This is a genomic window from Streptomyces sp. NBC_00086, from assembly GCF_026343255.1.
Classification (GTDB): domain Bacteria; phylum Actinomycetota; class Actinomycetes; order Streptomycetales; family Streptomycetaceae; genus Streptomyces.
On the sequence record NZ_JAPELZ010000001.1, the window covers coordinates 4,719,469 to 4,746,178 of the forward strand.

21 protein-coding genes and 1 pseudogene are annotated in these 26,710 nt (G+C 71.7%); 9 read left to right on the top strand and 13 right to left on the bottom strand.

Features of this window, described 5'->3' with window-relative positions:
- Nucleotides 1–11 precede the first annotated feature (11 nt).
- Nucleotides 12–983: pseudogene (locus OG276_RS21290) on the bottom strand (sigma-70 family RNA polymerase sigma factor); the annotation flags it as partial.
- 160 nt (nucleotides 984–1,143) lie between these two features.
- Nucleotides 1,144–1,785: a LysE family translocator gene (locus OG276_RS21295; RefSeq protein ID WP_266907823.1), complete on the bottom strand. Its 642-nt coding sequence runs from the start codon at nucleotides 1,783–1,785 to the stop codon at nucleotides 1,144–1,146.
- A 656-nt stretch (nucleotides 1,786–2,441) separates the two neighbouring features.
- On the opposite strand from OG276_RS21295, the gene OG276_RS21300 reads away from it, so the two are divergent.
- The 3 genes from OG276_RS21300 to OG276_RS21310 all read left to right on the top strand — a co-directional run bounded on the left by OG276_RS21300 (nucleotide 2,442) and on the right by OG276_RS21310 (nucleotide 4,176).
- Nucleotides 2,442–2,978, top strand: coding sequence for a GNAT family N-acetyltransferase (locus tag OG276_RS21300; protein WP_266907824.1), 537 nt, complete (start codon nucleotides 2,442–2,444; stop codon nucleotides 2,976–2,978).
- A 3-nt stretch (nucleotides 2,979–2,981) separates the two neighbouring features.
- On the top strand, nucleotides 2,982–3,413 hold the full coding sequence (locus OG276_RS21305; RefSeq protein WP_266907825.1) for a GNAT family N-acetyltransferase: 432 nt from the start codon (nucleotides 2,982–2,984) through the stop codon (nucleotides 3,411–3,413).
- 157 nt (nucleotides 3,414–3,570) lie between these two features.
- Nucleotides 3,571–4,176: a hypothetical protein gene (locus OG276_RS21310; RefSeq protein WP_266907826.1), complete on the top strand. Its 606-nt coding sequence runs from the start codon at nucleotides 3,571–3,573 to the stop codon at nucleotides 4,174–4,176.
- A gap of 9 nt (nucleotides 4,177–4,185) precedes the next feature.
- On the opposite strand, the gene OG276_RS21315 is transcribed toward OG276_RS21310, so the two are convergent.
- Nucleotides 4,186–4,617 carry a DUF6069 family protein gene (locus OG276_RS21315; protein ID WP_266907827.1) on the bottom strand — a complete coding sequence of 144 codons (432 nt, stop codon included), beginning with the start codon at nucleotides 4,615–4,617 and terminating at the stop codon, nucleotides 4,186–4,188.
- A gap of 753 nt (nucleotides 4,618–5,370) precedes the next feature.
- Between OG276_RS21315 and OG276_RS21320 the strand changes: the two genes are divergently transcribed.
- On the top strand, nucleotides 5,371–7,125 hold the full coding sequence (locus OG276_RS21320) for a hypothetical protein (protein ID WP_266907828.1): 1,755 nt from the start codon (nucleotides 5,371–5,373) through the stop codon (nucleotides 7,123–7,125).
- Nucleotides 7,126–7,173: 48 nt separating this feature from the next.
- Here the strand turns inward: OG276_RS21320 and OG276_RS21325 are convergent, their stop codons facing one another.
- From OG276_RS21325 to OG276_RS21335, 3 genes are all read right to left on the bottom strand, one after another.
- Nucleotides 7,174–8,034 (bottom strand): TIGR03619 family F420-dependent LLM class oxidoreductase, encoded by an 861-nt coding sequence (locus OG276_RS21325; RefSeq protein WP_266907829.1) that lies wholly within the window; start codon nucleotides 8,032–8,034, stop codon nucleotides 7,174–7,176.
- A 114-nt stretch (nucleotides 8,035–8,148) separates the two neighbouring features.
- Nucleotides 8,149–9,417 (bottom strand): ADP-ribosylglycohydrolase family protein, encoded by a 1,269-nt coding sequence (locus OG276_RS21330; RefSeq protein ID WP_266907830.1) that lies wholly within the window; start codon nucleotides 9,415–9,417, stop codon nucleotides 8,149–8,151.
- Nucleotides 9,418–9,669: 252 nt separating this feature from the next.
- Nucleotides 9,670–10,047, bottom strand: a complete 378-nt coding sequence (locus OG276_RS21335) for a peptidase inhibitor family I36 protein (protein WP_266907831.1) — start codon at nucleotides 10,045–10,047, stop codon at nucleotides 9,670–9,672.
- A gap of 299 nt (nucleotides 10,048–10,346) precedes the next feature.
- On the opposite strand from OG276_RS21335, the gene OG276_RS21340 reads away from it, so the two are divergent.
- On the top strand, nucleotides 10,347–11,429 hold the full coding sequence (locus tag OG276_RS21340; protein ID WP_266907832.1) for a tyrosine-protein phosphatase: 1,083 nt from the start codon (nucleotides 10,347–10,349) through the stop codon (nucleotides 11,427–11,429).
- Between the two features lie 76 nt (nucleotides 11,430–11,505).
- Here the strand turns inward: OG276_RS21340 and OG276_RS21345 are convergent, their stop codons facing one another.
- The 3 genes from OG276_RS21345 to OG276_RS21355 all read right to left on the bottom strand — a co-directional run bounded on the left by OG276_RS21345 (nucleotide 11,506) and on the right by OG276_RS21355 (nucleotide 15,799).
- The gene (locus tag OG276_RS21345; RefSeq protein WP_266907833.1) at nucleotides 11,506–14,097 is read right to left on the bottom strand and encodes a bifunctional FO biosynthesis protein CofGH; all 2,592 of its coding nucleotides are present in this window, start codon (nucleotides 14,095–14,097) and stop codon (nucleotides 11,506–11,508) included.
- 40 nt (nucleotides 14,098–14,137) lie between these two features.
- Nucleotides 14,138–14,929, bottom strand: a complete 792-nt coding sequence (locus tag OG276_RS21350) for an SDR family oxidoreductase (RefSeq protein ID WP_266907834.1) — start codon at nucleotides 14,927–14,929, stop codon at nucleotides 14,138–14,140.
- A gap of 108 nt (nucleotides 14,930–15,037) precedes the next feature.
- On the bottom strand, nucleotides 15,038–15,799 hold the full coding sequence (locus OG276_RS21355) for a DeoR/GlpR family DNA-binding transcription regulator (RefSeq protein ID WP_266907835.1): 762 nt from the start codon (nucleotides 15,797–15,799) through the stop codon (nucleotides 15,038–15,040).
- An 89-nt stretch (nucleotides 15,800–15,888) separates the two neighbouring features.
- Between OG276_RS21355 and OG276_RS21360 the strand changes: the two genes are divergently transcribed.
- Both OG276_RS21360 and OG276_RS21365 read left to right on the top strand, forming a co-directional pair.
- Nucleotides 15,889–17,220, top strand: coding sequence for an MFS transporter (locus tag OG276_RS21360; RefSeq protein WP_266907836.1), 1,332 nt, complete (start codon nucleotides 15,889–15,891; stop codon nucleotides 17,218–17,220).
- Nucleotides 17,221–17,252: 32 nt separating this feature from the next.
- On the top strand, nucleotides 17,253–17,870 hold the full coding sequence (locus tag OG276_RS21365) for an HAD family phosphatase (protein ID WP_266907837.1): 618 nt from the start codon (nucleotides 17,253–17,255) through the stop codon (nucleotides 17,868–17,870).
- 21 nt (nucleotides 17,871–17,891) lie between these two features.
- Here OG276_RS21365 and OG276_RS21370 read toward each other — a convergent pair whose 3' ends face one another.
- Nucleotides 17,892–19,085: a PLP-dependent aminotransferase family protein gene (locus OG276_RS21370; protein WP_266907838.1), complete on the bottom strand. Its 1,194-nt coding sequence runs from the start codon at nucleotides 19,083–19,085 to the stop codon at nucleotides 17,892–17,894.
- A 128-nt stretch (nucleotides 19,086–19,213) separates the two neighbouring features.
- Here OG276_RS21370 and OG276_RS21375 point away from each other — a divergent pair, with 128 nt between their 5' ends.
- Entirely contained in the window at nucleotides 19,214–20,059 is an 846-nt protein-coding gene (locus tag OG276_RS21375) for a hypothetical protein (RefSeq protein WP_266907839.1), read from the top strand.
- A 191-nt stretch (nucleotides 20,060–20,250) separates the two neighbouring features.
- Here the strand turns inward: OG276_RS21375 and OG276_RS21380 are convergent, their stop codons facing one another.
- The 3 genes from OG276_RS21380 to OG276_RS21390 all read right to left on the bottom strand — a co-directional run bounded on the left by OG276_RS21380 (nucleotide 20,251) and on the right by OG276_RS21390 (nucleotide 22,510).
- On the bottom strand, nucleotides 20,251–20,460 hold the full coding sequence (locus tag OG276_RS21380; protein WP_266907840.1) for a DUF397 domain-containing protein: 210 nt from the start codon (nucleotides 20,458–20,460) through the stop codon (nucleotides 20,251–20,253).
- Between the two features lie 184 nt (nucleotides 20,461–20,644).
- Nucleotides 20,645–21,529, bottom strand: a complete 885-nt coding sequence (locus OG276_RS21385; protein ID WP_266907841.1) for a helix-turn-helix transcriptional regulator — start codon at nucleotides 21,527–21,529, stop codon at nucleotides 20,645–20,647.
- A gap of 246 nt (nucleotides 21,530–21,775) precedes the next feature.
- Nucleotides 21,776–22,510 carry a GPP34 family phosphoprotein gene (locus OG276_RS21390; RefSeq protein ID WP_266878420.1) on the bottom strand — a complete coding sequence of 245 codons (735 nt, stop codon included), beginning with the start codon at nucleotides 22,508–22,510 and terminating at the stop codon, nucleotides 21,776–21,778.
- Nucleotides 22,511–22,673: 163 nt separating this feature from the next.
- On the opposite strand from OG276_RS21390, the gene OG276_RS21395 reads away from it, so the two are divergent.
- Entirely contained in the window at nucleotides 22,674–26,669 is a 3,996-nt protein-coding gene (locus OG276_RS21395; RefSeq protein ID WP_266907842.1) for a serine hydrolase, read from the top strand.
- Nucleotides 26,670–26,710 lie beyond the last annotated feature (41 nt).

Below are 26,710 nucleotides of genomic sequence, written 5' to 3' on the forward strand. Positions count from 1 at the left end.
CTACGGGCCCGTCAGACGAGGGGGTAGAGGTCGATGAGGTCCAGTCGGTCGGGATCGGTGAGCACGTCGATGGCGGCGATCCGGCCTTCGGTGACCGTGAAGGCCATCACCGACATCAGCCGGCCTTCGACCACGCACAGCACGCCGGCGGCCCCGTTGACGAGCACGGGGCGGACGAACGGGGCGAGCGCGCTGTAGAGGGCCGCCTGCGACCCCACGATCCGGGCACCCGTCAGCACCACCGACTGGCCGGCGCGCGCCACACCGCCGTCGGAACGCAGCACCACGTCGGGGTGGAGCAGGGTCAGGAGCGCGTCGAAGTCTCCGTCGCGGGTGGCCGCGAAGAACGCGCTGACGGCCGCGCGCTGCCGGGCCAGGTCCGGATCCGGCGCGGGCGCCTGCCCCTGGACGCGGCGCCGCGCACGGCTGGCCAGCTGCCGGGTGGCCGCCGGTGTCTTGTCGAGCATCAGGGCGATCTCGTCGAAGGGCACGGAGAACATGTCGTGCAGCACGAATGCCAGCCGCTCCGCCGGAGCGAGGGATTCGAGCACCACGAGCAGCGCCAGCCCGACGGAATCGGCCAGCAGTACTGCTTGCTCGGGGTCGACCACCGCGCCATGTCGGGCGAGGACGGGGTCGGGCATCCGGAGCGCGGGACCGTCCCGGTTCAGGCGGGCTGGCTGGGCTGGCTGGGCTGGCTGGTTCAGCCGGTCCAGCCAGCCCCGGTCGTCGAGGGAGTCCTCCCGGCGGGTGGCGCGGGCGCGCAGCCCGTTCAGACATAGTCGCGCGACGACCGTCGTCAGCCAGCCGCCTAGGTTCTCCACGTCGCTGATGTCGCTGATGTCGCTGGCATCGCCACGGCTCATGCGACTCAACCGCAGCCAGGCTTCCTGGACCGCGTCCTCGGCCTCACTGATCGACCCGAGCATCCGGTAGGCGACGGCTCGGAGGTGGGAGCGGTGTGCTTCGAAGCGGAGGGCTAGGTGGTGTTGGGGGTTTGGGTTCTGGGTCGTGTGTTCTGTCGTGTGTTCTGTCGTGCTTTTGGGTGCGGGTGCGGGTGCGGGCTCGGTTGTGTGCTTGCTCGCGTTCGTGTCCAGGTTCACTTCCACGCCCCCGTGTTGAGTCACCGACCGACCGGTCGGATCAGTCCTTGCGCCCGGTCGCGGCGATCGTCACACCCAGGCCGATCATTGCGAGCCCGCCGGCCCCGCCGACGGCGGAGAGCCGCTGCGGCGACCGCGAGAACCAGCTACGAGCGGTCGCGGCGACCATGCCCCAGGCGCAGTCGCAGACCACGGCGATGAGGTTGAACACGAGCCCGAGCAGCAGCATCTGGGCGGTGACGTGCCCCTGATCGCGGTCCACGAACTGCGGCAGGACGGCGGCGAAGAACACGATGGTCTTCGGATTGGCCACCCCGACGGCGAACCCTTCCCACAGGGACCGCCAGTTCCCGTACTCGGCTCCGCCGCCCGCCCCGAACTCCGCACGCAGTGCGTGCCGCTGCCGGAAGGCCTTGACCCCCAGGTAGACGAGGTACGCGGCACCCGCGAGCTTGAGCGCGGTGAAGAGGAGCACGGACCGCTCCACCACGGACCCCACACCGAAGGCCACGGCGACGACGAGCACGTACGCCCCCAGCGTGTTCCCCGCCACCGTGATCAACGCAGCCCGCCACCCCTGGGACAAGGCCCGCCCGATGACGAAGAGCACGCTCGGCCCGGGGATGAGGATCAGCAGCAACGACATGGCGGCGAACGCCAGCAGTCGGTCAGTGGACACCATGCGGTTCATCGTTCCGGAGCGGGGGTGGGAGGGGAAGGGGTTTTCTGGGGGGTGGGGGGCTGTGCTGCGGGTGGGTCCTTGGCTGCGTGGGGTTCGGGGGGCGTCCCGGCAGTCCAGTGTCCTTTCGGTGTGGGCCGGTCCCTCAAGGGCGCTCCCTTTGGTCGCGTCGCTTCGCGATGGCCTTCGGCCACCCTTGACCGACCGACCCACACCGAAACGCCACAAGACTTCCGGGATCCCCCCGGGGAATGGCCGGGGGGAGGAGTGGGGAGGAGCGGCCTCGTCTGAGATTCGCAGCCCCCTTCGGCCGGTGGGCATCTGTGCACGGATCCGGCAGGACCGTGAGCTCAGCCGGTACGGACGCGCGGGGCGATCAGAGCATCCAGGGCCGGGCGTCTGGACACCCTTCCCGTGACCGTCGACCGCCACCCCGAGCGCAAGGTGGACCACGGGCCCCTCAGGGTCGGTGGGCGCGACAGATCGCTACACAGTCCTTCTCGGCTTAGCGGCTGGCGGCCGTCTGTGGCTGATCCAGAGGGGGCGGAAACATAGGCAGTGCCCTGGTGGAGGAGCTGCTCAAGGCGAGCGAGAACGCCGGCGCCTTCCGTTGATCTAATGAGTTGCCGTCCGACAGTGCGGTCGGATAGGAAACCTGCATGCTAAAGGGCAACACGGTTGGGCTCAGGGCCCGGCACGAGGACGACATTCCGATCCTGCACGCAGGCCTCCACGACGACGTGGTCACCGCCTCGCGGTCCACGGGCAGCCCGTGGCGACCGCTCATGGCCGGCTCGAAGGCCCTGTCGTTCATGGTCGACGACAGTGCAGCGGGGCACGTCCCGTTCTCCGTGGTGGATCTGGAGAGCGGCGCGCTGGTCGGTACCGCGACGCTGTGGGGCATCGACAACCACAGCCGGTCCGCGCACGTCGGGCTCGGGCTGCTGCCCGACTCTCGGGGCAAGGGGTACAGCACCGACGTGGTCGCGGTCCTGTGCCACTACGGCTTCGTCGTACGCGGCCTGCACCGGCTGCAGGTCGAGACGCTGGCCGACAACCCTGCGATGCTCCGCGCCGCCGAGCGCAACGGCTTCGTCCGCGAGGGCGTGCTGCGCTCCTCGGCCTGGGTGATGGGCGAGTTCCTGGACGAGGTCCTCCTCGGCCTCCTGGCCCAGGACTGGAACCCGAAGGCGTAGCCAATGGGGGACTGGGAGATGCGGCCGGCTTCGGTGGAGGACGTCGAGGCGGTGGCCGAGTTGAGGGCCGTCGTACTGCGGGCCGATCTGGAGCGGCTCGGACGGTACGACGAGCAGTGGGTGCGGCAGCGGCTGCGGGACGGGTTCGAGCCCGCGCACACCTGGGTGATCGAGGTGGACGGTACGTTCGCCGGCTGCGTGGCGCTGCGCCCGGCCGAGGACGCCCACTGGCTGGAGCACTTCTACCTGGCCCCGCACCTCCAGGGCAGAGGCATCGGTGCCGCCGTACTGCGCGACCTGCTGGAGCAGTGCGACCGCAGGGTCCGGCTGAACGTCCTGCAGGGCAGTCCGGCCCGGGGGTTGTACGAGCGCCACGGATTCAGACTTGAGGCCGAGGATCCAGTGGACGTGTTCATGCTGCGCGAGCCCCACTGAAGAGCTCGTGATCGTAAAGACGAACTGAACTTCCTTGCCGCGCTGTTGGGGTCACCTTGGCGGGCCGAGTATGCGGAATTGGACACGGTTTGCCGTGGGCATGACGGTCGATCTAAAGTCGCGGCCGTTCAAGGTCATTTACGAGAGACACGGTCACATGCGCATCAAGTCCCTGCCGGTACTGGCCACGGCCATCGCCGCCCTCCTCACGCTCACCGCCTGCGGCAGTGACGGGGGCGAGAACCCGGCCTTCGGCGGCATGGGCCAAGCCACCGGAGCCACCTCTTCGAAGGAGAAGGGTTTCAAGGGCCTGCCGAAGGCGGGCAGCATGGCCGCCGCCGCCCGCATCGTCAACATGTACACGGATTGCAGCCAGGTCAGGCCCCTGCTCGACAGTTACGACGGCTCCGACGGGGACCCCAACTCCAAGTACGACGAGTCCTACTCCGTCACGGAGCGCGGCTACTGCGACAGCGAGGGCAGTACCAGCATCGTCATGATCAAGGATGCCAAGGTCTTCCAGACCGCCTACAAGGCCGAGATCGACAAGGAGAACGGAGGCGGAAACGCCGACACCGGACCCGTCGTCGGCCAGGACTTCGCCGCCGGGTCCGATGACGCGGACGTCATGGTCGCCATGGTCGCCCCACACACCGGCCTGATGGTCCTCAACTGCTACCCCAACTTCAATCCGCCGAGCGGCTACCGGAAGGAACCGGCCCTGGTGAAGGGCTGCTTCCTCACCGACTACTTCAAGGACTGAAGGGCGAACTCACCGCCGGTGGAGCTGCACCATGGCGACGACCGCCACGCCGAGGGTGATGTGCATCAGGGACAGGGCCGCGACGGTACCGCCATCGGCGCCGGACGACAGCGGCCCGGCAACCGACAACAGCGCCAGCCCGCCGCCCACGTACTGCGCGATCCGCAGGAAGACCGGCTTCCACAGGGCCAGCAAGAAGGCCACGCCCGTCCCGACGACCAACGGGACGACGGAGGCCCCCATGACTCCCCCGACGGTGATCGGGTGCTCTGTACCGCCATCGACGATGACGAGCGGGGCCCCAGCCAGCTTGGCGACGGCAAGAACGATCAGATTGACCACAACCGCACCACCCACGCCAACGCCAAGCGCCTTCCACCAGCTGAGGCCGGAACGACGGACCGAAGCGGGGACGGAAATCGGAACGGCATTACTGGACATGGGACTTCCTCCAACGCATGAAGTGTCGCGCCGCCTTACGGCCAGCGTCATACGAGAAAGCCTCCAACCTGAACCTCGCTTGAGGTCAACCCCCCTCCCCACGTCCCGACCCCTCTAGATCAGCCACAGCCGGTCGCCAGTCGCTAAGCCGAGCGAGAGTACGTAGCGATCTGTCGCGCCCACCGGCCCTGAGGGGCTTGTGAGCGTCCTTGCGCTCTGGGTGGCGGTCGACGGTCGCGGGAAGGGTGTCCAGACGCCCGGCCCTGGATGCTCTGACCGCCCCGCGCGTCCGTACCGGCTGAGCTCACTGTCCTGCCGGAGCCCTATCCGGATGCCCTTTGGGCGAAGGGGGCTGCGCAACTCAGACGAGGCCGCTCCTCCCAAGGTCCTCCCCCCGGCCATTCCCCGGGGGGATCCCGGAAGTCTTGTGTTTTTCCGTGGTGGGACGGTCCGTCAAGGGTGGCCGAAGGCCATCGCGAAGCGACGCGACCGCAGGGAGCGCCCTTGACGGACCGTCCCACCACGGAAGGACGCTCGACTGCCGGGACGCCGCCCGGCCCCCACGCAGCCACCGCCCAACCCGCAGCACAGGCCCCCACCCCCCACCCCCCACACCCCCCACCCCCCACACCCCCCACCCCCCACACCCCCACCCCGACCCACCTCCCAAACCGCCTCGGGAATCCGTACAACCATCTGCCCCAGTCGGCCGTCAACCCATCCGTAGTCCGATCGGTGTGACGAGGGGTGACCGTGAACAGCAGGCTCAAGAGGGGCATCAAGAGCGGCATGACGGCCGTGGCGACGGCAGTCGTCTTGGCGACCGTGGGGGCGACGGTGGCGCCTACCGCCATGGCGGCGACCGGCACTCCGGGCGGCACCAGCGCACCGGACGCGCCGGCCGAGTTGCTGGCAGAGCTGGCGGAGCGGGCGCAGCCCTCTGCGGGTCCGGCGACGAAGGCCGGCATGGATCCGAACGTCGGCGCGTTCCGGCGCGCCGGGACCAATGAGTTCATCGTCTACTTCGAAGACGACTGGAGCACCAGCGCGGTCCGGGTCGACGTGCGCCGGGTGGGCAGCGATGAGGTCGTCGCCGTCGTGGACACCTTCGACTACTGGGACGGGAGCTCCGGCGAGTCCGGCGTACCCGACGACCCGAGCTATTACGTGGGCAATGACGACCCGCTCGTCCTCGACGCCATGGGGGACTACGAACTGGACGTGGTCACGAAGGACCGCAACGGACAGGAACAGACCAGGCGCAGCGCCGGACGCTTCACCTACGCCCTCGACGCCAAGTTCGAGGTGCAGTCCAGCCAGGAGGAGTTCTCGCTGGACGACCTCGACACCACGGTCACCGGATCCGTCACCGCGGTCGACCCGACCACCGGGGAACGGAAGCCGCTGGCGGGCGCCGCTGTGCGTGCCCAACTCGGCTGGGGCGCGGCCAACGTCATCACCGACGCCCAGGGGAAGTTCACCACCCCGGTCGCCGCACGCGGCACGGAGAAGGACCTGAGCCTCTCCGTCACCCTGCTCAGCGGCAACGAGGTGGCCGGGACGGCCCCCGCCCGGATCCGGGCTCAGAAGGCCGCGCTGACGATGTCCACCACCACCCCCCTCACCGTGCGGTGGGGGACCGCCATCGCCCTGCGCGGCAAGCTGATGCGCCAGGCGGACGACGGCACGATCAAGCCCGCCGCCGGGCGCGGCGTGAAGGCCGTGGGGTCGCCCGCGGGCCACTACGACACGGAAGCCGCCGTGAACGCGGACGGGAGCTACACGCTCTCGCCGCACGTCGTCAGTGCAGGCACCTGGGCCGTGTCCATCAACGACGCCTGGCTGATCGCGGACGGCACCCGTACCGCGACCGTCGCGAAGGTCACCCACACGACCAAGGTCGTGGAGGAGAAGATCGCCGCCACCGACGTCTACGGCAGGATGACGATGACGGGGAAGGTCCTCGTCGACGGTTACACCACCCAGAAGGCGAAGCTTGAGATCGAGTTCCAGAGCGGGAACTACTGGTACGGCCGCCAGAGCCTGGAGGTGCCCTTCAACGAGACGTTCACCGTGACGGTGAACCCGGTGCATAGCCGCAAGATCACCGGCTGGCGGATAAAGAGCTACGGGAGCAGCAACATCGCCCCCAGCACCGGCACCAAGGTGCTCACCCACCCCAGGGTCATCGAGACCCGGACCACCAGCATGAAGTTCGGACCGCGCGGCGTGAAGAAGGGCGAGCAGCTCTACGTCTCCGGAGTCCTCCAGACCGCGAGCGACAAGGGATACGTCCCGTACGCCGGCCAGAAGGTCCGCTACTACTTCCGGCCCGACGGCTCCACCGTCTGGAAGGAAATGGGCACCTCCGTCTCCCTTTCCAACGGAGCCGTGGGCAAGAAGTTCACCGCACAGACCAGCGGCACCTGGCGCATCCGCTTCATCGACCCCGATGCCACCCACCTGGCCAACAACAGCTACGAAGGCCGCATCGAAGTCACCGGCTGAACAAGCCGACAGCCCAGTACCTCTCCCTCTTCACTCTTCCCGTCCCCCTCAGAGGTACTGGGCGAACCCGTCCAGGATCCGCAGGATCTCCTCCTCGCCCTCCGAAGGGAGCTGGAGGACGACCTCCTCGATGCCCAGGTCGGCGTAGTGGGACATCTTGCCGGGGGTGGGCTGGACGGCGTACGGGACCACCTGGAGGGACTTGGGGTCGCGGCCCGCGGCCTCCCAGACCTGGCGCAGCGCCGGGAGGGACTCCGTGAGGCCGCCGCCGCCGATCGGGAGCCAGCCGTCGCTGTGGTCGGCGATGGCTGCGAAGAGCTTCGGGCCGGCCTGGCCGCCGATCAGGGTGCGCGGGCCGTACAGGGGGACGCCCGGGGCGAGTTCGCGCGGGGGCTGGACCGGCTTCGGGTGGGCCGAGCTGGCCTGGACGGAGGAGAACTGGCCCACGTACGCGGTGGGGTGCGGGGACCACAGGTTCCGCATCAGGGCCATGCGGTCGCGGACCAGTTCGCGGCGGGTCCGCCACTCGACTCCGTGGTCGGCGGCCTCCTCGACGTTCCAGCCGTAGCCGATGCCGAGGGTGACGCGGCCGCCGGACAGGTGGTCCAGCGTGGCGACCTGCTTCGCGAGGTCGATGGGGTCGTGCTGGGCGACGAGGGTGATGCCGGTGCCGAGGTGGAGCCGCTCGGTGACGGCGGAGGCCTGGCCGAGGGCGACGAAGGGGTCCAGGGTGCGGCCATACATCTCCGGGAGTTCGCCGCCCATGGGAGCGGGGGTGACGCGGCTGACCGGGATGTGGGTGTGTTCGGGGAGGTAGAGGCCCGAGAAGCCGCGTTCCTCCAGCGCGCGGGCGAGCGGGACGGGAGCGATGGTGCGGTCGGTCAGGAAGACGGTCGTGGCGATCCGCATGTGCGCTGACACCTCCGTGGTCTGGGGAGGGCCAAAGTACGGCTTCGCGCGTGCGGAGGGCAGGGGCGTGCGTCGGCCACGGCCGTGGCGGTGGTCACGGCGGTCCCCCCGGCGTCAGCCCCGCGGATACCGGCTCAGCCAGATGGCGGAGGCCGCCGTCGGCCCGTGGAGGGCGGGGCCCTGGGTCATCTCCAGGGCGAAGTCGTCGGCGAGTTCCAGGACCGTGGCGCGGCCTTCGAGGCCGGCGAGCCAGGCCGCCGGGAGGGCCGTTTCGCCGTGCTGGGCGCCGAGCAGGGAGCCGCACAGGGCGCCGGTGGCCGCGGAGTCGCCCCCGTGGTTGACCGCGAGGCGCAGGCCGTGTGCCACGTTCTCGGCGACGAGGGCGCAGTACACGGCGATGGCGAGGACCTCCTCGGCCTGGCGGCCGTGGCCGGGGGACAGGGCCTCGACCGTCTGCGGCGACGGGACGCCCGTGGTGACGGCGCCGAGCGCGCGCTGCAGGGCGTCCGTGACGGGCTGGTGGCCGGGGCGGACGCCGAGCAGGCCCAGCGCGCGCTGGACGGCCGAGTCGAGGGATTCGCCGCGGGTCAGGCCGTGGACGATGACGGCGTGGGCTCCGGCCGAGAGGTACGCGGTGGGGTGTCCGTGGCTCTGCGCGGCGCATTCGACGGCGAGCTGGAGGACCAGGGCCGGCTCCCAGCCGACCAGCAGCCCGAAGGGGGCGGAACGGGTGGCGGCCGCCGGGTCCAGGGCGGTCGGGTTCTTCGGCTGGGCGAGCGTGCCGAGGACTCCGTCGGCGAAGCCGGTCAGGCAGGAGCGGTCGGGGGAGCGGCGGGCGTAGAGCCACTCCTCCTGTGCGAGCCAGCCGTTGTCCTCGCGGCGCTCGTCGGGGCCCCAGTCGTGCTGGGTGAGGGCCCAGCGCAGGTACGCGCGGTGTACGTCGGTCGGCGGGTGCCAGGCGCCGGTGTCCCGGCGCACGTGGGCCCGTATCAGGCCGTCCACGGTGAACAGGCCGAGCTGGGTGGCGGCGGTCACCGTGGCGCGGGGGGCCGGCTCGGTGAGGCCCGCCGGGCCGTGGGCCGTGAGCAGTTCGGGGAGGGAGAGGGCGACGGCGGGTGCGCCGAGGGCGTCGCCGATGGCCGAGCCGAGGAGGGTTCCTCTGACGCGGCTGCGGAAGTCCTGCTGCTCGGTGCGGCCCCAGAGGCCGGTGGTGACGGCGGCGCGGCCGCCGATGGTGGCTCCGGCGGCGGGGCCCGTGGCGGGGCCGAGGCTGGTTCCGGAGGCTCCCGGGGCTCCGCCGGTGGGCGGGGGCGCTGCCGGGAGGGGCTGGGCCGCCCCGGGCCTGCTCTGATGCTCCCCGGACGTTTCCGTCGCCGTGTCCATGTCGATCCCCCCGGACTGCACGCGCGTGCTCTGGCGGGCACTGTAGTGGACAGCCTCGATCGAGTCCGGAAGTGGTCGGTCACACGGGCGATATGCGATCGCGGAACGGCTGGTTTCCGCCGGTCCTCCGGTCCGGGGCAGGGGGCGGGCGGGGGCTGGGGTGCGCGTGCCCCGCATGCCTCCGCGCGCGGCCGGAAGCCCGCGGGCGCGGTACTTCGGCACCCACGGGCGGGTTCTAGCCGGGCGGGGTGCTCAGCAGACCGTCACCCACAGGGAGCTGATGTTGTCGTTCCGGTTGTACTGGGAGGTGTTGCCCTTCCAGTTGCCCACCGGCCACGTGGAGCCCTGCTTGTTGGTGTCCAGGTACGTACAGACCGTTTTGCCGGTCCTGTTCCATACCGAGGAGACCTTGTCGTTCAGGCGGTAGTCGCCCAGGTTGTTGGTGCCGCTGCGGAAGTACGCCGCTCCGCCGTATCCGTTGTCGTGCTCGTAGACGCAGAACTCGCCGACCTCGCAGTTCCGCCAGGGCGTCTCGGCGGCGGGTGCCGCCGCCGCCGGTGCGGTGAGTGCTGCGGACACGGCCAGGCCCGCCGCAGCGGTGAAGGTGAGGAGGGAGCGTCGCGTTGACATCACAAGATCCGCCTTTGGTCGGGAACATGTGGATTCCTTCCCTCCACTAGAGCAGCTGGAGGCCGGGGGCCGCCCACGAGAACAAGCCGTTCTTACGGCCCATAACGGGGCATCTCCTGCTCAGGCGTGCAGATGTGACGTTTCTTCCCGGATCTCATAGGCGTGAAGTCGGCGGGTACAGGACCTCGTTCCCTCGCCGATCAGGTGGATGGCACGTTTTGACAGTGGACTTACACCCGGTCGATTTCGGCCATGCAGAGTTCACGTTGCGTTATTCGGAGGCCAAGAGTCTCGGGGGCATGAAGAAGGCACTGCTCGCCGCGACCGTCGTCGCCTCCACGTTCACCGTCGCCATCGTCGCGGCCCCCGTCGCCTCCGCCTCCGGATGGGACCTCCCCTGGGGCGGCCGGCACCACGGCAACTCCTCCATTCCCTTCACCGAGGCCACCGTCACCGCCGGTGCCGACGGCGCGTACACGCTGAAGTGGAACGCCAAGGGCACCAAGCGCGTGGAGATCAAGGCGAACGGCAAGGTCGTCGCCAAGGGCGGCGCCCAGGGCGAGGCGGTGGTCAGCGGGCTGCCCGCCGCCGACCGGCAGTGGTTCGACTTCGAGCCCGAGCGCGGCGAGGGCCTGCGCCTGGCCGACCGGCTGATCAAGCTGGACGGCACCACCAACTTCCGTGACGCGGGCGGCTACCGCACCACGAACGGCCAGTGGGTCAAGATGGGCGAGATCTACCGCTCCGACGCCCTCAACAAGCTCACCGACAACGACCTCGCCAAGCTCCAGCGCCTGCGCGTCAAGACGATCTTCGACCTCCGCATGGAGAGCGAGCGCACCAAGGACGTGGACAAGGTCCCGGCCGGCGCGCACCACATCGTCGCCGATGTCTTCGCGGGCTCCGGCTCCTTCGAGACCATGCCCAAGACCCCCGACGAGGCCGTCAAGGCCATGGTCGACGCCGAGAAGGCCATGGTCAGCGGCGAGGGCGGCAAGAAGGCCTACACGCAGGTCTTCGAGGGCATCGAGCGCGACCGCAACCGCTCCGTCCTGTTCCACTGCACCGCGGGCAAGGACCGTACGGGCTGGGCGAACGCCTCCCTGCTGACCGCCCTCGGCGTGCCGAGCGAGACCGTGATGGCCGACTACCTGGCCAGCAACGACTACCGCAAGGCCGCCAACGACGCGATCCTCTCGCACCTGCCGGCCTCGCACGCCGCCGTCTACAAGCCGCTGCTCGACGTCCGCCCGGAGTACCTGAACGCCGGGTACGACGAGGTCACCGCCAAGTACGGCACCTTCGACACCTACCTCAAGACCGGCCTCGGCATCGACGGCCACGAGCTGAAGCAGCTGAAGAAGGACCTCCTGGTCGGCTGAACGCATCCGACCCCGACGTGCGGGCCCTGCCGGGCCGTCCCACCGGCCGGGCCCGCACGGGTGTGTGGGGTCCGCGTCAGTCCAGGACCGGCAGCAGTTCCGGCAGGTGGCCGTCCGAGGCGCGGGCCGCGGCCTGGCGTTCCTCCGGGACCTCGCCGTAGAGGGTCGTACGGGCCTTCGCGGGCCGGCCGGCCGCCTCGGCGACGGCGATCAGGTCCTGCACGGACTTGTACGAGCCGTAACTCGATCCCGCCATGCGGGAGATGGTCTCCTCCATCAGGGTCCCGCCCAGGTCGTTGGCGCCCGAGCGGAGCATCTGCGCCGCGCCCTCCGAGCCCAGCTTCACCCAGCTGGTCTGGATGTTGGTGATGTGGGGGTGGAGCAGGATGCGGGCCATCGCCGTCACCGCGCGGTTGTCGCGCACCGTCGGGCCGGGGCGGGCGATGCCCGCCAGGTAGACGGGGGCGTTGGTGTGGATGAAGGGCAGCGTCACGAACTCCGTGAAGCCCTCCACACCCTTCGCCCGCGCGTCCTGCTGCATGCGGGCCAGCGTGCGGAAGTGGCCCAGCCAGTGCCGGGGCTGGTCCACGTGGCCGTACATCATGGTGGAGGAGGAGCGGATGCCGAGCTCGTGCGCGGTGGAGACCACGTCGATCCAGTCCGCCGTCGGCAGCTTGCCCTTGGTGAGGACCCAGCGGACCTCGTCGTCCAGGATCTCCGCCGCGGTACCGGGGATGGAGTCGAGGCCGGCCTCCTTGGCCGCCGTCAGCCAGTCCCGTACCGACATCCCCGTGCGCGTCGCCCCGTTGACGACCTCCATCGGGGAGAAGGCGTGCACGTGCATGCCCGGCACGCGCTCCTTCACCGCCCGCGCGATGTCGAAGTAGGCCGTCCCCGGCAGGTCCGGGTGGATGCCGCCCTGCATGCACACCTCGACCGCGCCCACGTCCCAGGCCTGGGCGGCCCGGTCGGCGACCTGGTCGAGGGAGAGGGTGTACGCGTCCGCGTCGGTGCGGCGCTGCGCGAAGGCGCAGAACCGGCAGCCGGTGTAACAGACGTTGGTGAAGTTGATGTTGCGGGTCACGATGTACGTGACGTCCTCGCCCACCACCGACTTGCGCAGGTCGTCCGCGATCCGGCACAGCGCGTCCAGCGCCGGGCCGTCCGCGTGGAGCAGGGCGAGCGCCTGCTCGTCGGTGAGCTTCGTCGGATCGTCGGCGGCCTGCGCGAGCGCCCCCCGCACGTCGGTGTCGATGCGCTCGGGGACCATCCCGGGGGCCGCGGCCTCGCGCAGGGCCTCCCAGTCGCCGTAGACCTCGTCGAAGTCGTCGCGGCGGTCGCCGGTACGGCCCTGCGTGTCGATGGTGGTGTGCAGGTCGGTGCGGCCGTAGGCGGTGAAGGCCTCGTCCGGCTCCTGCCACGGCCGGCCCTCGACGGTCGCCGACTCGTCCGCGAGCCCGCTGTCCGCGTCGGCCAGGGCGCGTACGTGGGGCAGCAGGCGGGGGTCCAGCCAGGGCTCGCCGCGCTGGAGGAACTCCGGGTAGATGGTGAGGCGTTCGCGGAGCGCGAAGCCGGCGGCCGCGGTGCGCTCGGCGAGCTCCTCGATGTGCGGCCAGGGGCGCTCGGGGTTCACGTGGTCGGGGGTGAGCGGGGAGACCCCGCCCCAGTCGTCGATGCCGGCGCCGATGAGCAGCGCGTACTCGGAGTCCACCAGGTTCGGCGGGGCCTGGATGCGGGCGCTCGGGCCGAGGATGTGGCGGGCCACGGCGATGGCCGCGGCGAGCTCCTCCAGCTCCGCGTCGGGCATGCCGCGCATGGCCGTGTCGGGCTTGGCCCGGAAGTTCTGGACGATGACTTCCTGGATGCCGTGGTAGCTGCGCTGGATCCGGCGCAGCTCGAAGAAGGCGTCCGCGCGCTCCGCGTAGGACTCGCCGATGCCGATCAGCACCCCGGTGGTGAAGGGGACGTTGGAGCGGCCCGCGTCCTCCAGGACGCGCAGCCGGACGGCCGGGTCCTTGTCGGGGGAGCCGTGGTGGGGGCCGCCGGGCTCGGACCACAGCCGGGTGGCGGTGGTCTCCAGCATCATCCCCATCGACGGGGCCACCGGCTTGAGGCGCTGCAGGTCCGACCAGGACAGCACGCCGGGGTTGAGGTGCGGGAGGAGGCCGGTCTCCTCCAGGACGCGGATGGCCATGGCGCGCACGTAGGCGAGGGTGTCGTCGTAGCCGTGCGCGTCGAGCCACTCGCGGGCCTCGGGCCAGCGGTCCTCGGGCCGGTCGCCGAGCGTGAACAGGGCTTCCTTGCAGCCCATGGCCGCGCCCTTGCGGGCTATGTCGAGGACCTCGTCGGGGGAGAGGTACATGCCGTGGCCCTCGCGGCGGAGCTTGCCGGGGACCGTGACGAAGGTGCAGTAGTGGCACTTGTCGCGGCACAGGCGGGTGAGGGGGATGAAGACCTTGCGCGAGTACGTGATGACGCCGGGCCGGCCGGCGGCTTCGAGTCCGGAGTCCCGCACCCGGGCGGCGGAGGCGGCGAGGTCCTTCAGGGCCTCGCCGCGCGCCTGGAGGAGCACGGCCGCCTCGGTCGCGTCGAGCGCGACGCCGTCGCGGGCGCGGCGGAGCGCGCGGCGCATCGAGTTCTCGGTCGGAGCGTCACTCGGAGTGGTCATGGCCCGAGCATACGATCCGCTCGCGCGCGCACGGAGGGGCTCATCGCATCAGCTCCCCGGCGTTGACCAGCAGGGACTGGCCGGTTATCGCCCGTGCCCGGTCGGAGGCGAGGAATGCGGCGGCGTCGGCGACGTCCCCGTCGGTGGCCAGGTCCGGCAGCGCCATGCGGTCGGTGAGGCGGGAGTGCACCTCCGCCTCCGGCACGCCTTCGGTGTGCGCGGTGAAGGTGACGAAGGCCTGGACCGGGGGTCCCCACATCCAGCCGGGGAGGACGGTGTTCACGCGGATGCGGTGCGGGCCGAGCTCGCGGGCCATGGAGTACATGGCGGAGGTCAGCGCGCCCTTGGAGGCGGCGTAGGCGGCCTGCTGCACCTCGTTGGGGGAGGCGATGGCGGACTGCGTGCCGATGATGACGACGGAGCCGCCGGCGCGCTTCAGCGCGGGCAGGCAGGCGCGGGTCATGCGCAGGGTGCCGAGCAGGTTCACGTCGAGGATCTGCTGCCAGGTGCCGAAGTCGGCGTCCTCCAGGCCTCCGAAGTACGAGTCCCAGGCGGCGACGTGGACGACGGCGTCGATGCCGCCGAAGCGGTCGGTGGCGAGGGCGGCGAGGGCCTCGCACTGGCGCTCGTCGGAGATGTCGGTCGGCAGGTACGCGGTGTGCGTGCCGTCGGGGTCGATCTCGGCGGCGGCCTTGGCGAGGTTGGCCTCGGTCCGCGCCCCGAGCACGGCGTTGCCGCCGTCGCGGACGACGGTGGCGGCGACCTGGTGGCCGAGGCCGGCGCCCACGCCGGAGACGATGACGGTCTTGCCCTGCAGCAGTAGCGGCGACATGGTGCGGCCTCCTGACGACCCGGGGGATCTGACGGGGCGTCAGGGTACGGGGCGGGGCGCGGGGAGGGAAGGGGGCGGGCGGCGCCGTCGCCGTCGCCGAAGGCCCGTTCAGGCGGTTCTGACGACGGTCCCGGCGCTTTCCAGTGCGGCCACCTCGGCGGGGGCTGCGGTGGTGTCGGTGACGAGGGTGTGCAGGAGCGTCGAGGGGCCGACGTGGGCGTAGGCGGTGCGGCCGAGCTTGCCGCCGTCCGCGGCGACGATGGTGCGGCGGGCCACGGCGATGCCCGCCTTCTTCACCGCGGCGTCGTCGAGGTCGTAGGCGGTCAGGCCGTCGGCCGCGCTCAGCCCGCAGCAGCCGATGACGGCGGTGTCGAAGCGCAGGGCCGCCAGTGAGGCGAGGGTGAGGGGGCCGGTGAGGGCCTGCTCCGCGGCGCGGGGCTGTCCGCCGGGCACCACCAGCGTGGCCCGGCCGGGCGTCTCGCTGAGCAGGTGGATGGCCTGCAGGGACAGGGGCATCACGGTGACGGGCCGCTCGCGCAGGAGCCGGGCGACCTCCAGGCAGGTGGTGCCGCTGTCCAGCAGCACGCTCTCGCCGTCGGCGATGAGTGCGCAGACCTCGGCCGCGATCCGGCGCTTGGCCTCGACCGCCTCGTGCGCGCGCAGCGCGAAGGGCGGCTCCTCGCCCCTGAGCATCAGGGTGCGCGCCCCGCCGCGGACGCGTTCGAGGGCGCCCTGGGCGGCCAGGGCATCGAGGTCGCGCCGGATGGTCATCTCGGAGGCCCCGGTCAGCTCCGCGAGCTCCTGGACCGTGGCGCTGCCCGAGTCCCTGACGGCCTTCGCGATCAGCCCGTGCCGGTCTGCGTTGCTCATGTCGCGATTGAACACCATCAAGCTCCGAACATTCAAAATGTTCGATAGTGCTGTTTACGAACATCAATCATGTTCGTTATGGTGGCCGCATGGAACGTTCGCTGCGAACCGCCCGAGTGGCGACCTACGTCTACTTCGTCCTGTGCGGCACCCTGATGGGCGCATGGGTGGTGCACATCCCCGCCATCGAGGAGCGCGTGGGCATCAGCCACGCGGCCCTGGGCGGCCTGCTGGTGCTGCTCGGGCTCGGGGCCTTCCTCGGGATGCGCGTGGCCGGCGGGCTGACCGACCGGCTCGGCGCACGCGTCGTGATCCCCGCCGCCGGCGTACTGTGCGGCGCGACCCTGGTGCTACCCGGTCTCGCCCGCGAGCCGTGGACACTGGCGGGCGCCCTGCTGGTCTTCGGCTTCTGCAACGGCTGTCTGGACGTCGGCATGAACGCCCACGCCGTGCACGTGGAGAAGGCGTACGGCCGGCCCGTCATGTCGGGCTTCCACGCCACCTTCTCGGTCGGCGGCGTCCTGGCCGCGCTCGTCGCGGCGGGCGCCGTGAGCGCCGGCCTGAACCCGGCCGCGGCCCTGGCCGCCACGGGAGCCGTGGGCATCGTGATCGCCCTGGCCGCGGCACGGTCCCTGCTGTCGACCGCTCCTGCCGCCTCCGCTACAGCCCCCGCCGCCTCCGCCCCCGCCGCCTCCGCCCCCGCCGCCTCCGCCGCCGACAGCGGCCCGGCGGAGGGGGCCGGGGCGCCACCGGCCGCAGCGCGCCACAGCGCCGCCGGGCGCATCCGGCTCCTCGCCGTCCTCGCGCTGATGGTCATGCTCTGCGAGGGCGCCGCCAACGACTGGAGCGCCCTGCACCTGAAGGACGTACTCGGCGCTTCCGCCGCCACGGCCGCCTTCGCGTACGGCACCTTCGCGGCGTCCATGACCGCCGGCCGGCTGCTCGCCGACCGCTTCGTCTCCCGGTTCGGCTCCGTGGCGATCCTGCGCCACGGCGCCGCCACGGCCGCCGTCGGCATCACGCTCGTGGCCCTCGGCCCGTGGATGTGGACCGCGTTCACCGGCTGGGCACTGTTCGGTCTGGGCCTGTCGGGCTGTGTCCCACAGCTGTTCAGTGCGGCCGGGCACGCCGACCCGGCCGCCGCCGGCGCCAACGTCTCCCGGGTCGCGGGGCTCGGCTACGTCGGCATGCTCGCCGGCCCCGCCGTCATCGGCTGGCTGTCCCACCTCGTCGCCCTGAACCACGCCTTCGTCCTGCTGACCCTGCTCTGCGGGACCACCGCCGCGGCCGCCGGGGTCCTGCGCACCGGATCCGACCGCAACCGCCCGAGCCCGACCCCCTCCGCGCCGCACACCCCCGCGCCGCACACCCCCTCGGCTCACACCCCCGCCGCTCGCACCGCCCCAGGAGCTCCGGAATGAGCAGCTCACCCCCTGCGGAAGGAACCCCCGCCATGTCCACGGACCGCCCCATCGTGCTGTTCGACCTCTTCGGCGTCATCGCACGCCACCAGCGCCCCGGCGCCATGGACGCGATGGCCGCACTGAGCGGCGCGCCCACGGACGCCTTCGCCGCCGCCTACTGGGACTGCCGCCGGCCCTACGACGCCGGAGAGTTCTCCGCGTCCCGGTACTGGACGGCCGTCCTGCGCCGGCTGGCACGCCCCGACCACCCCGACACCGTCGAGGAGCTGCGGCTCGCCGACATCGACAGCTGGTCGCGCGTCGACGAGCGCATGGTCGCCTACGCGCAGTCCCTGCGGGAGGTCGCCGAGGTCGCCCTGCTGTCCAACATCCCCGCCGATCACGCGGACGCCTTCCTCGCCGCCCAGCCCTGGCTGCACCAGCTCGACCACGTCGCCTTCTCCGGGAAGATCCGCGCGGCCAAACCGGACCCGGCGGCCTTCCGGCACTGCGTCGCCGCCCTGAAGGCCGACCCCGCCGACTTCCTCTTCGTCGACGACCGCGACGAGAACGTACGCGCGGCGCGGGCCCTCGGCATGAGCGGACACGTCTTCACCGGGCACGCCGAGCTGGCAACCGCCCTCGACGCCTGGCTGCCGGCCCGGTGACCACGGCCCGTCCGGCGAGGCTCAGGCTCCCGCCAGCCTGCGCAGGCCCTCCTCGATCTCCTCCGGCGTGTGCGTCGTGAACGACAGGCGCAGGGTTCGGGGGTCCGGGGTCGCGGCGAAGAAAGGGGCTCCGGGGACGAAGGCGACGCCCCGCGAGGTGGCCGCGCGGAGGAGGGGGGTCGCGTCGTGGCCTTCGGGGAGGCGGGCCCAGACGAACATGCCGCCCTCCGGGCGGTTCCACGTGGAGCCCGGGGGCAGGGCGTCGGGCAGGCCCGACAGGAGGGCGTCGCGCCGGATCCGGTACGCGTCGCGGACCCGCGCCACGTGGGCGTCCAGGTCCACCGTCCGCAAGTACTCCGCCGCCGCCAGCTGGTCCACCGTCGAGGTGTGCAGGTCCGCCGCCTGCTTCGCGAGGACCGCCCCGCGCAACAGCGCGGCGGGGGCGCGCAGCCAGCCGAGCCGGAGGCCGGGGGCCATCACCTTCGAGAAGCTGCCGAGGAGCGCGGTGCGGTCCTCGGCCCCCGGGTGCGCGGCGAGCCAGGGCAGTTCGCGGCCCTCGTAGCGGAGGTCTCCGTACGGGTCGTCCTCCAGCAGCCACAGCCCGAGCCGGGCCGCGAGCGCCGCGATCTCCGCGCGGCGGGCGGCGGGGAGGGTGCGGCCGGTCGGGTTCTGGAAGGTGGGGACCGTGTAGAGCAGCTTGGGGCGTTCGCGGGCGATCAGCTCCGCCAGCGCGTCCGGGAGGATGCCCTCGTCGTCGCAGGGCACGGGGATCACCCGGGCGCCGGCGAGCCGGAACCCCTGGAGGGCCGCCAGGTAGGTGGGGTCCTCGACGAGCACCGCGTCGCCCGGCTCGATCAGCGCGGTCGTGATCAGGCCGAGCCCCTGCTGCGATCCGGTGGTGATCAGCAGGTCGTCCGCGGTGGTCGCCGGCCCGCGCCGGTCGATCCGGGCGGCCACCGCCGTGCGCAGTTCGGGGGCGCCCTCGGTGGTCGAGTACTGGAGGGCGCGCCGGGCGGACCGCGCGAAGGCGGAGTCGTACGCGGCCCGCAGGCCCTCGGTGTCGAAGAGTTCGGGCGCGGGCAGGCCGCCGGCGAAGGAGATCATGCCGGGCTGCGCGGTGACGGCGAGGATCTCGCGCACGGCGGAGGGGGCGGTCGTACGGATCCGGGCGGCGAAGGGCGGCGGAGCGGTGGACGCGGGCGCTGAGGCGGGCACGAGGTCTCCTTCGGGAGGCGGGTGCGCGCATCGTAGCGGCGGGAAAGTGTAGATGGCACCTATGTATCGGATGCTGAACTGCGGCCAGGGGCTCCCTATCTGACGTCACATCAGCTAGACCGTGTTCCATGACAGCAGACGAGCGGAACACCCGGGCCGACGACTACGCCGAGCTCGCCTCGGTCGGCCCCTACGGAGTCCACCCCGGCCACGCGCTGATCACCATGGTCGAGCCGCACCCGGGCCACGAGTTCGCGTACAACCGCTGGTACGAGGACGACCACTACTACGCCGGCGCCATGGCCATGCCCTGGATGTACGCCGGCCGCCGCTGGGTGGCCACCCGCGAGCTCCAGGAGCTGCGCTACCCGGAGAAGTCGGCCGTGGCCCAGCCCGTGACCGCCGGGTGCTACATCTCCACGTACTGGGTCACCGCGGGCCGCTACGACGAGCACATGAAGTGGACCGTCGGCATCAACAAGCGCCTCAACCGCGACGGCCGCGTCTACCAGGACCGCACCCACGTCTTCACCGCGTTCCAGGACCACGAGGCCACCGTCTACCGGGACGGCGCCGCCGGCCCCCGCGACTTCCACGCCCTCGACCACCCCTACGGCGGGCTCGTCGTCCAGGTCGTCGACGCGGAGGGCCCGGAGCAGCGGGCCGAGCTGCTGGAGTGGCTGCGCTCGCGCGCCCTGCCGAAGCGGCTGGCCGGTTCCCCGGCCGCGATGGTCACGGTCTTCCGGCCGACCCCGCTGCCCGGGGACCGGATGACGTACGTGAAGCAGGTGGAGGGCGTCGACACCCGGCTGACCCTGCTGTGGTTCCTGGAGGACGACCCGCGCAGCTGCTGGGACCGGTTCCAGGGGCTGGACGCCGAGGTCGCGGAGTCGGGGCTGGGACGGGTGGAGCTGGTGGCGCCCTTCATCCCCACGGTGCCGGGGACGGACCGGTACGTCGATCAGCTGCGGTAGGCCGGGCGTCCGGGCCTCCGGACATGGCCGAGCCCCCTCGGCAGGCGACGGCGGGCCGGTCGAGAGGGCTCCAGTCAGTGGTGCAGGTGGTGCTGGTGGCGCTAATCGTGCGGTGGATCCGGATCTGGATCTGGATCCGGCTCCGGTGCCGCGGATCGTGTGACGGCCGGCGGGGAGGGGCACCTCGACGTTCAGGCGAGGCGCCCCAGGCGGCCCTCGGTCACGTCGGCGACGAACGAGGTCCAGGAGCCGGGCGCGAAGGTGAGGGACGGACCGTCCTGCACCTTCGAGTCGCGGACCGCGATGGACTCCATGACGGGGGACTTGACCTCGACGCAGGCGCCGTTGGCGGAGTACGAGGACTTGGTCCAGTTTTCCGTTGCACCTTGACGAATAGCCATGTTTCTCTCCGGTTCAGCGAGTGGTTCCGGTTTCATGTCGGCCATTGATCCGGCTGACGTGATCGACGCTACCGGCAGCACCCCTGGTGCGAAGGGGGCGTTCACCCGACCGAGTGGCATATTCCATTCAGGCCTTCTGCGGCCGGGGAGTGACGGTGTACCGTACGGGCCCTTTCGCAGGACCTCACTTTTCCTTGCCCGCGAAGTCCTCGATGATCTGCGCGATGAACTGCCTCGTCTGCTCCACATTGTGGGCCTGTGCGCGCAGATGTTCGTACATCACGCTGTATTTCTGGACGTCGTTGGCCTTCTCCAGGTAAAGGTCGCTCGTCACGCCTTCGATGTAGACCACCGTCGAGTCCGAGGCGTCCGGGAATTCCAAAATGGCGTACTGGCCGTTGACGCCCGGGTGGGCTCCCACCGAGAAGGGCATCACCTGGACCGTCACGTGCGGCTTCTCCGACTGCTCTATCAGGAACTCCAGCTGCCTGATCATGAGCTGCGCATCGCCCACGTACCGCCGCAGGGCGGCCTCGTCGATGACCGCCCACAGGCGCAGCGGTCCGATCTCGGGATTGCTGTTCTCGGTCTCGTGCAGCCGCTTCTGGCGGTGCATCCGGACCTGGACGCGCTTCTCCACGTCGACGGGAGCCGTCTCCGGCCATGCGCCGCGGACGAGCGACTGGGCGTACTCCGGGGTCTGGAGCAGGCCCGGGATCACCAGGGGTTCGTAGGTGCGCAGGCTGGCGGCGTCCGTCTCCAGGCCGATGTAGACGCTGTACGGGATGTCGCCGAAGGCGTGCCACCAGCCCTGCTGGCGGGAATCCTTGGCCATCTGCATGAGGGAGTCGACGAGCCGCCTGTCCTCGACCTCGTAGACGTCGCACAGATCGCGGACGTCGCGCTGGCTGATGGAACGGCGGCCGTTCTCCAGCCGGCTGATCTTCGACTGGGAGACGAGCAGGCGTTCCGCGACCTGCTCGGCCGTCATGCCCTTGTCCTCGCGCAGTTTGCGCAACTCCATGCCCAGTCGGCGGCGTCGGACGGTGGGATTGACATTGGACGCCACGTGAACGGCACCTCCGCCTTCTTCTGTTGCTGTCTCTTTGCTGTCTCTCTGCGTGTCTGCTGGTGAGCAGACTGCCACCGAAGCACGTGATCTCGCTGGGGAACGGGCGGGAAAAGCAAACGCGCGGGCCGACGGAGCCGGCGTACCGGCCCCGTCGCCCCGCGCGTCGGCGGTTGCGATTACTGCTGCCCTGCTTGCCCTGCCTGCCTTGCTTGCCTTGCTCGCCCTACGTGTCCTGCCGGTGGATCAGTGCGCGGCCACGCGGGCCATCGCACCGGTCCGGCGCGGCTGCAGCGCAGCGGCTGCGGCCGTTGCCCGGGCGGGCTGGGCCGGTGCCCGGTCGCGGCGCGGCTGTGCGGCCACGCCGTTCTGGACGTCCATGACGGCGTGAGCCACCAGTCCGCCCATCGGGTCGTGCCGGATCAGGTCCCGCAGTCGGGACCTGGACGACCGCCCCTCGTTGCCGGGGTACAGGTGCTTGCCGAGTCCGACCGCGTGGGCCAGTGCGGCAAGCGCCGCGGTCCGCGGGTCCGGCGGCACGCCGGTGCGGATCGCACTGTCCAGCCGGCCACGGATCTCCCGGCTGATCGCTGTGTCGGTCGCTTGGTAGCGAGTCGTCGGCAGCACCCCGCACATCTGGCCCGCGACGGCATGAACCATGCCGCAACGCTCCAGGTGAGCGAGGTAAATCTGACGGAGCCCCAGTCGGGGTCCGCCGATCCAGTGGACCGCCCGAACCGGGCTGCCGCGCCTGCGCAGCAGTTCCAGTGCGGAGTCCAGAGTCGGATCTCCTGTCGGCCGTGGCATCACCACGGCGATACGATCCCCATCAGGGGCTATCCGTCCTGCCAGAGCCAGCTCCACTAGCTGTGCCCCGGCCAGGCCGAGGTCGAGCGACTGCGGCTGCGCCGTGGTACCCGTGGCCGGGTCCAAGGCGAGCAGCAAAAGCTCCTCCGGAATCGTTCTGCGGCTCTTGCCCATCCATGCCTCCCCGCGTGGATGAGTGACAGGGTGACGCCTCTCACATTCATCTGTCGAGAGCGCCTGGCCGCTTTGTGGGGGAACCGTCAGCTATGTCGTTCTCGTCTAGCACGGGGGCGATGCCCCCTAGACGGGACACTGTTAGACATTCGGACAGCCGGACGTGAAGGCGATCGAGGAGGAACTGGTGGCGGGCGAGTCCCCCGACAAGTCGGTTGATGAAGGAACGTCGGGGACGGCGGAGTCGTCCGAGGGGCGTGACCCGAGGGCGTCGCTGCTGCGCCCGAGGGACTCGCAGGACGGGTCCGCGGAGCGCGATCCGCTGCGCGACGCGGTGGCCGCGTGGGTGGCCACGGCGGAGACCTCGCCCTCCGGGGACGAGCCGTCCGACGAGCCGGCCGCGCCGGGCGCGGAGACCGAGGTGTTCAAGGCCCTGCCCGCGGACGCGGCTGCCGCCGAGGCGGGTTCGGCTCCGGATTCCGCTCCGGGTTCCGAGGGCGGCGAGTCCGCTGCCCCCGGCTCGGTCGAGAGCGAGCGCACGGCGGTGTTCCGCACCGTGACGCCCCCGGCCGAAGATTCCGCTTCTGGCCGTGCGGGTGCCTCGGGTGCCTCGGGCGGTCGGGCCGCAGCGGTTTCCGCCGAGAGCGGGAGCGCTGCCGGGTCCCGTGCCGCGACACCCCCGGCAGCCGCCGACCGGCCCGCACCTTCCGGTTCCGCTTCCGACCCTTCTTCCCGTTCCGCTTCCCGTTCTGCTTCCGGGTCCGACTCCTCGGCCGCTCCCGCCGGTTCCGCTTCGGCCGAGCCCAAGGCCGCTGCCGGGCAGGCCGAGAGCGACCGTACGGCCTCGTTCCGTACGGTGACGCCTCCGGCCGGTACGGGCCTGCCCGCGGATTCCGCTTCTGGCGCCGACCGGCCGCGGGGCACCTCGGGCGAGCCCGCGGCGGGCTCCGACTCGCTGGACAGCGAGCGCACCGCGGTGTTCCGCACGGTCACGCCGCCACCGGCCACCACGGGCCGCTCGACGGGTTCCGCTTCTGGCGCCGACCGGCCGCGGGGCACCTCGGGCGAGCCCGCGGCGGGCTCCGACTCGCTGGACAGCGAGCGCACCGCGGTGTTCCGCACGGTCACGCCGCCACCGGCCACCACGGGCCGCCCGACGGGTTCCGCTTCGACCCCGGCCGACAGCGACCGCACGGCCGCGTTCCGCACGACGAACGCCCCGACTCCGGACGCTCCGGCCCCGGGCCAGGCCCCGGCGGCCGATTTCGCGGGCACCCGGGCCCCTTCGGGCACTCCGGCGGCCCCGGGCACTCCGGCGGCGCCGGGTAGCTCGGCCTCTTCGGGTAACCCGGCCTCCTCGGATGCTCCGGCCCCGGGCCAGGCCCCGGCGGCCGATTTCGCGGGCACCCGGGCCTCTTCGGGCGCCCCGGCGGCCCCGGGCACTCCGGCGGCGCCGGGTAACCCGGCCTCTTCGGGCAACCCGACCTCCTCGGATGCTCCGGCGGCTCCGGGCACTCCGACCTCCTCGGGTATCCCGACCTCCTCGGGCGCCTCGGCGGCTCCGGGCACTTCGGCGACCTCGGGCAACCCGGCCTCTTCGGGAACTTCGGCCTCTCCGGGCCTCCGGGGCTCCGCGACCCCGGCCACTTCGGCGGCGCCGGGCAACCAGGTGTCCCCGGACAACCCGGCCTCTACGGGAACTTCGGCCTCTCCGGCGGCCCCGGCCTCTCAGGGCCCCCGGGGCTCCGCGAGCGACCCGGCCTCTCCGGCGGCCTCGGCTGCTCCGGGTGCCGCAGGCACCCCGGTGGCTCCGGCCCCCAGGGCCTCTGAGACCACCCCGGGCAACCAGACGACCTCGGGCAGCCAGGTGCCGCTCGGTACCCCGGCCTCCCCGGGAGCCTCGACCACCCCGGTCGCTCCGGCCCCCAGGGCCTCTGAGAGCGCCCCGGGCGACCAGGCGACCCCCGGTGGCCAGGTGCCCCCGGGCACTCCCGCTGCTCCCGGCGCCCCGGCGGCCCCGGCAAGTCGGGCCTCCTCGGGTACCGCGGGCAACCAGACATCCCCGGGCAGCCAGAGGCCCCCGCGCGCCCCGGGCACCCCGGCCGCTTCGGGCACCCCGGCCGCTTCGGGCACCCCAGCCGCTTCGGGCACCCCGGCGGCCCCGGGCACCCGGGCCCCCTCGGGCACCCCGGGCAACCAGTCGGCCTCGGGCGGCCAGGCCCCCTCGGGGATCCCGGGCAACCAGTCGGCCCCGGGCAACCAGGCGGCCTCGGGCCGCCAGACGTCCCCCGGTAGCCAGACGCCCCCGCGTTCCCCGGCCGGCTCCGGTGACCCGCGTACGCCCGGTGGCTCGCGCCCCGGCGAGCCCGTCGACAGTGAGCGGACCGCTGTGTTCCGGGCGGTCAAGCCCGGCTCCGGCGGCGGGTCCGCTCCGGGCGGGCAGGCGGAGGACAGTGAGCGGACGGCCGTGTTCCGGGCGGTCAAGCCCCCGGCTCCGGCCGCCCCGGTCGACGGTGAGCCCGTCGACAGCGAGCGGACGGCCGTGTTCCGGGCCATCAAGCCCGGCACCGCCGACCCGGGCGCGGCCACCCCCGGCGCGGCCCGGCCGGGCACCGGCGGCGCCCAGCCCGTGCCCCCGCGTGCCGCCGGCGGGGAGCGGGCGAGCACCTTCGTACCGCTGCGGGGCGACGACGTACCCGCGCGGCCCACCCCGGGCGCGCCCCCCGCCCCCGGTGCTCCGAGGGCCGCGGCCGGCCAGGCGCAGGCTCCGGCTCCGGCTCCGGCTCCGGGGCAGGCACCGGGGCGGACCCCGGTACCCGCCGGGGTGCGCACCCCGGTGACGCACGAGTCCGCGGAGCGGACCACGCAGCAGCCGCTGCCGCCCAAGCCGCCGCTCGACATGCTGGCGGACCTCACCAACAACCCGCCCCCGCCGCCGAGCGCGGCCCGCACCGCCGTGCGCCGGTTCAAGATCTACGCGCCGATCCTCGTGCTCCTCGCGGTGATCCTCGCCGTCGTCCAGCTCGTGCGCCCGCTGCCCACGCCGACGCTGAAGGTGACCGCGAAGACCTCGTACAGCTTCGCGGGCGGCGCCCCGAACCTGCCGTGGCCGAAGGAGGGCCAGGCCTACATGGCCGCGGCCGGACTCGGCCCCGTCGGCAGCTTCGGCGAGCAGAAGCCCGTGGCGATCGGCAGTGTCGCCAAGGCCATGACCGCCTACGTCATCCTCAAGGACTTCCCCATGAAGAAGGGGGAGAAGGGCCAGATGATCCCCGTCGACAGGACGGCGGTCGAGGACGGCAAGAAGGAGACCGACGGCGAGTCCACGGTCAACAACCTGAAGGAGGGCGACAAGATCTCCCAGGAGGACGCCCTCAACGCGATCATGATCCCGTCCGCCAACAACGTCGCGCGCCTGCTCGCGCGCTGGGACGGCGGGCAGGAGGCGTTCGTCAAGAAGATGAACGACACCGCCAAGGAACTCGGCATGACCAACACCACGTACACGGACCCCTCGGGTCTGGACGCGACCACGGTCAGCACCGCCGAGGACCAGGTCAAGCTCGGCCTCAAGATCGTCGAGATGCCGGAGCTGATCGCGATCACGATGAAGCCGTACTGGATCGACCCCACGGGCAAGAAGTGGCGGAACTACAACGACCTGGTTCCGTTCAACGGCTCGCTCGGCATCAAGACCGGCTCCACCACGAAGGCCGGCGGCAACCTGCTCTTCGCCGCCCAGAAGCAGGTCGGCAAGACCAACCAGCTGATCGTCGGAGCGGTCCTCGGCCAGCACGGCGTGCCGATCCTCGGCACCGCGATCGGGGCGAGCAAGGACATCATGATCGCCACGCAGAAGATGCTCAAGGCCGCGCCCGTCGTCAAGAAGGGTGAGGTCGTCGGCTACGTGGACGACGGACTCGGCACTCAGGTCCCGGTCGTGGCCACCGCCGACGTGGAAGCGGTCGGCTGGCCGACCCTCACCGTCTCCATCAAGCTGGTGGACGGCGCCGGCAAGCTCCCGCAGACCGCCAAGGCGGGCTCGGAGATCGGGATGCTGACCATCGGCGAGGGCGCCAGCCAGGTGAAGGTGCCGGTGGCGCTGCAGAGCGACCTCACCGCACCCGGCATCGGCAAGAAGCTGACGCGCGTCGGCTGACGCGCGCCGGCGGAGACGCAGGCGGGGATGTCGGCGCAGAC

Coding starts and splice junctions, on each gene's coding strand:
- OG276_RS21295 (WP_266907823.1), bottom strand. CDS start 1,785: ATGGTGTCCACTGACCGACTGCTGGCGTTCGCCGCCATGTCGTTGCTG.
- OG276_RS21300 (WP_266907824.1), top strand. CDS start 2,442: ATGCTAAAGGGCAACACGGTTGGGCTCAGGGCCCGGCACGAGGACGAC.
- OG276_RS21305 (WP_266907825.1), top strand. CDS start 2,982: ATGGGGGACTGGGAGATGCGGCCGGCTTCGGTGGAGGACGTCGAGGCG.
- OG276_RS21310 (WP_266907826.1), top strand. CDS start 3,571: ATGCGCATCAAGTCCCTGCCGGTACTGGCCACGGCCATCGCCGCCCTC.
- OG276_RS21315 (WP_266907827.1), bottom strand. CDS start 4,617: ATGTCCAGTAATGCCGTTCCGATTTCCGTCCCCGCTTCGGTCCGTCGT.
- OG276_RS21325 (WP_266907829.1), bottom strand. CDS start 8,034: ATGCGGATCGCCACGACCGTCTTCCTGACCGACCGCACCATCGCTCCC.
- OG276_RS21330 (WP_266907830.1), bottom strand. CDS start 9,417: ATGGACACGGCGACGGAAACGTCCGGGGAGCATCAGAGCAGGCCCGGG.
- OG276_RS21335 (WP_266907831.1), bottom strand. CDS start 10,047: ATGTCAACGCGACGCTCCCTCCTCACCTTCACCGCTGCGGCGGGCCTG.
- OG276_RS21340 (WP_266907832.1), top strand. CDS start 10,347: ATGAAGAAGGCACTGCTCGCCGCGACCGTCGTCGCCTCCACGTTCACC.
- OG276_RS21345 (WP_266907833.1), bottom strand. CDS start 14,097: ATGACCACTCCGAGTGACGCTCCGACCGAGAACTCGATGCGCCGCGCG.
- OG276_RS21350 (WP_266907834.1), bottom strand. CDS start 14,929: ATGTCGCCGCTACTGCTGCAGGGCAAGACCGTCATCGTCTCCGGCGTG.
- OG276_RS21355 (WP_266907835.1), bottom strand. CDS start 15,799: ATGAGCAACGCAGACCGGCACGGGCTGATCGCGAAGGCCGTCAGGGAC.
- OG276_RS21360 (WP_266907836.1), top strand. CDS start 15,889: ATGGAACGTTCGCTGCGAACCGCCCGAGTGGCGACCTACGTCTACTTC.
- OG276_RS21365 (WP_266907837.1), top strand. CDS start 17,253: ATGTCCACGGACCGCCCCATCGTGCTGTTCGACCTCTTCGGCGTCATC.
- OG276_RS21375 (WP_266907839.1), top strand. CDS start 19,214: ATGACAGCAGACGAGCGGAACACCCGGGCCGACGACTACGCCGAGCTC.
- OG276_RS21380 (WP_266907840.1), bottom strand. CDS start 20,460: ATGGCTATTCGTCAAGGTGCAACGGAAAACTGGACCAAGTCCTCGTAC.
- OG276_RS21390 (WP_266878420.1), bottom strand. CDS start 22,510: ATGGGCAAGAGCCGCAGAACGATTCCGGAGGAGCTTTTGCTGCTCGCC.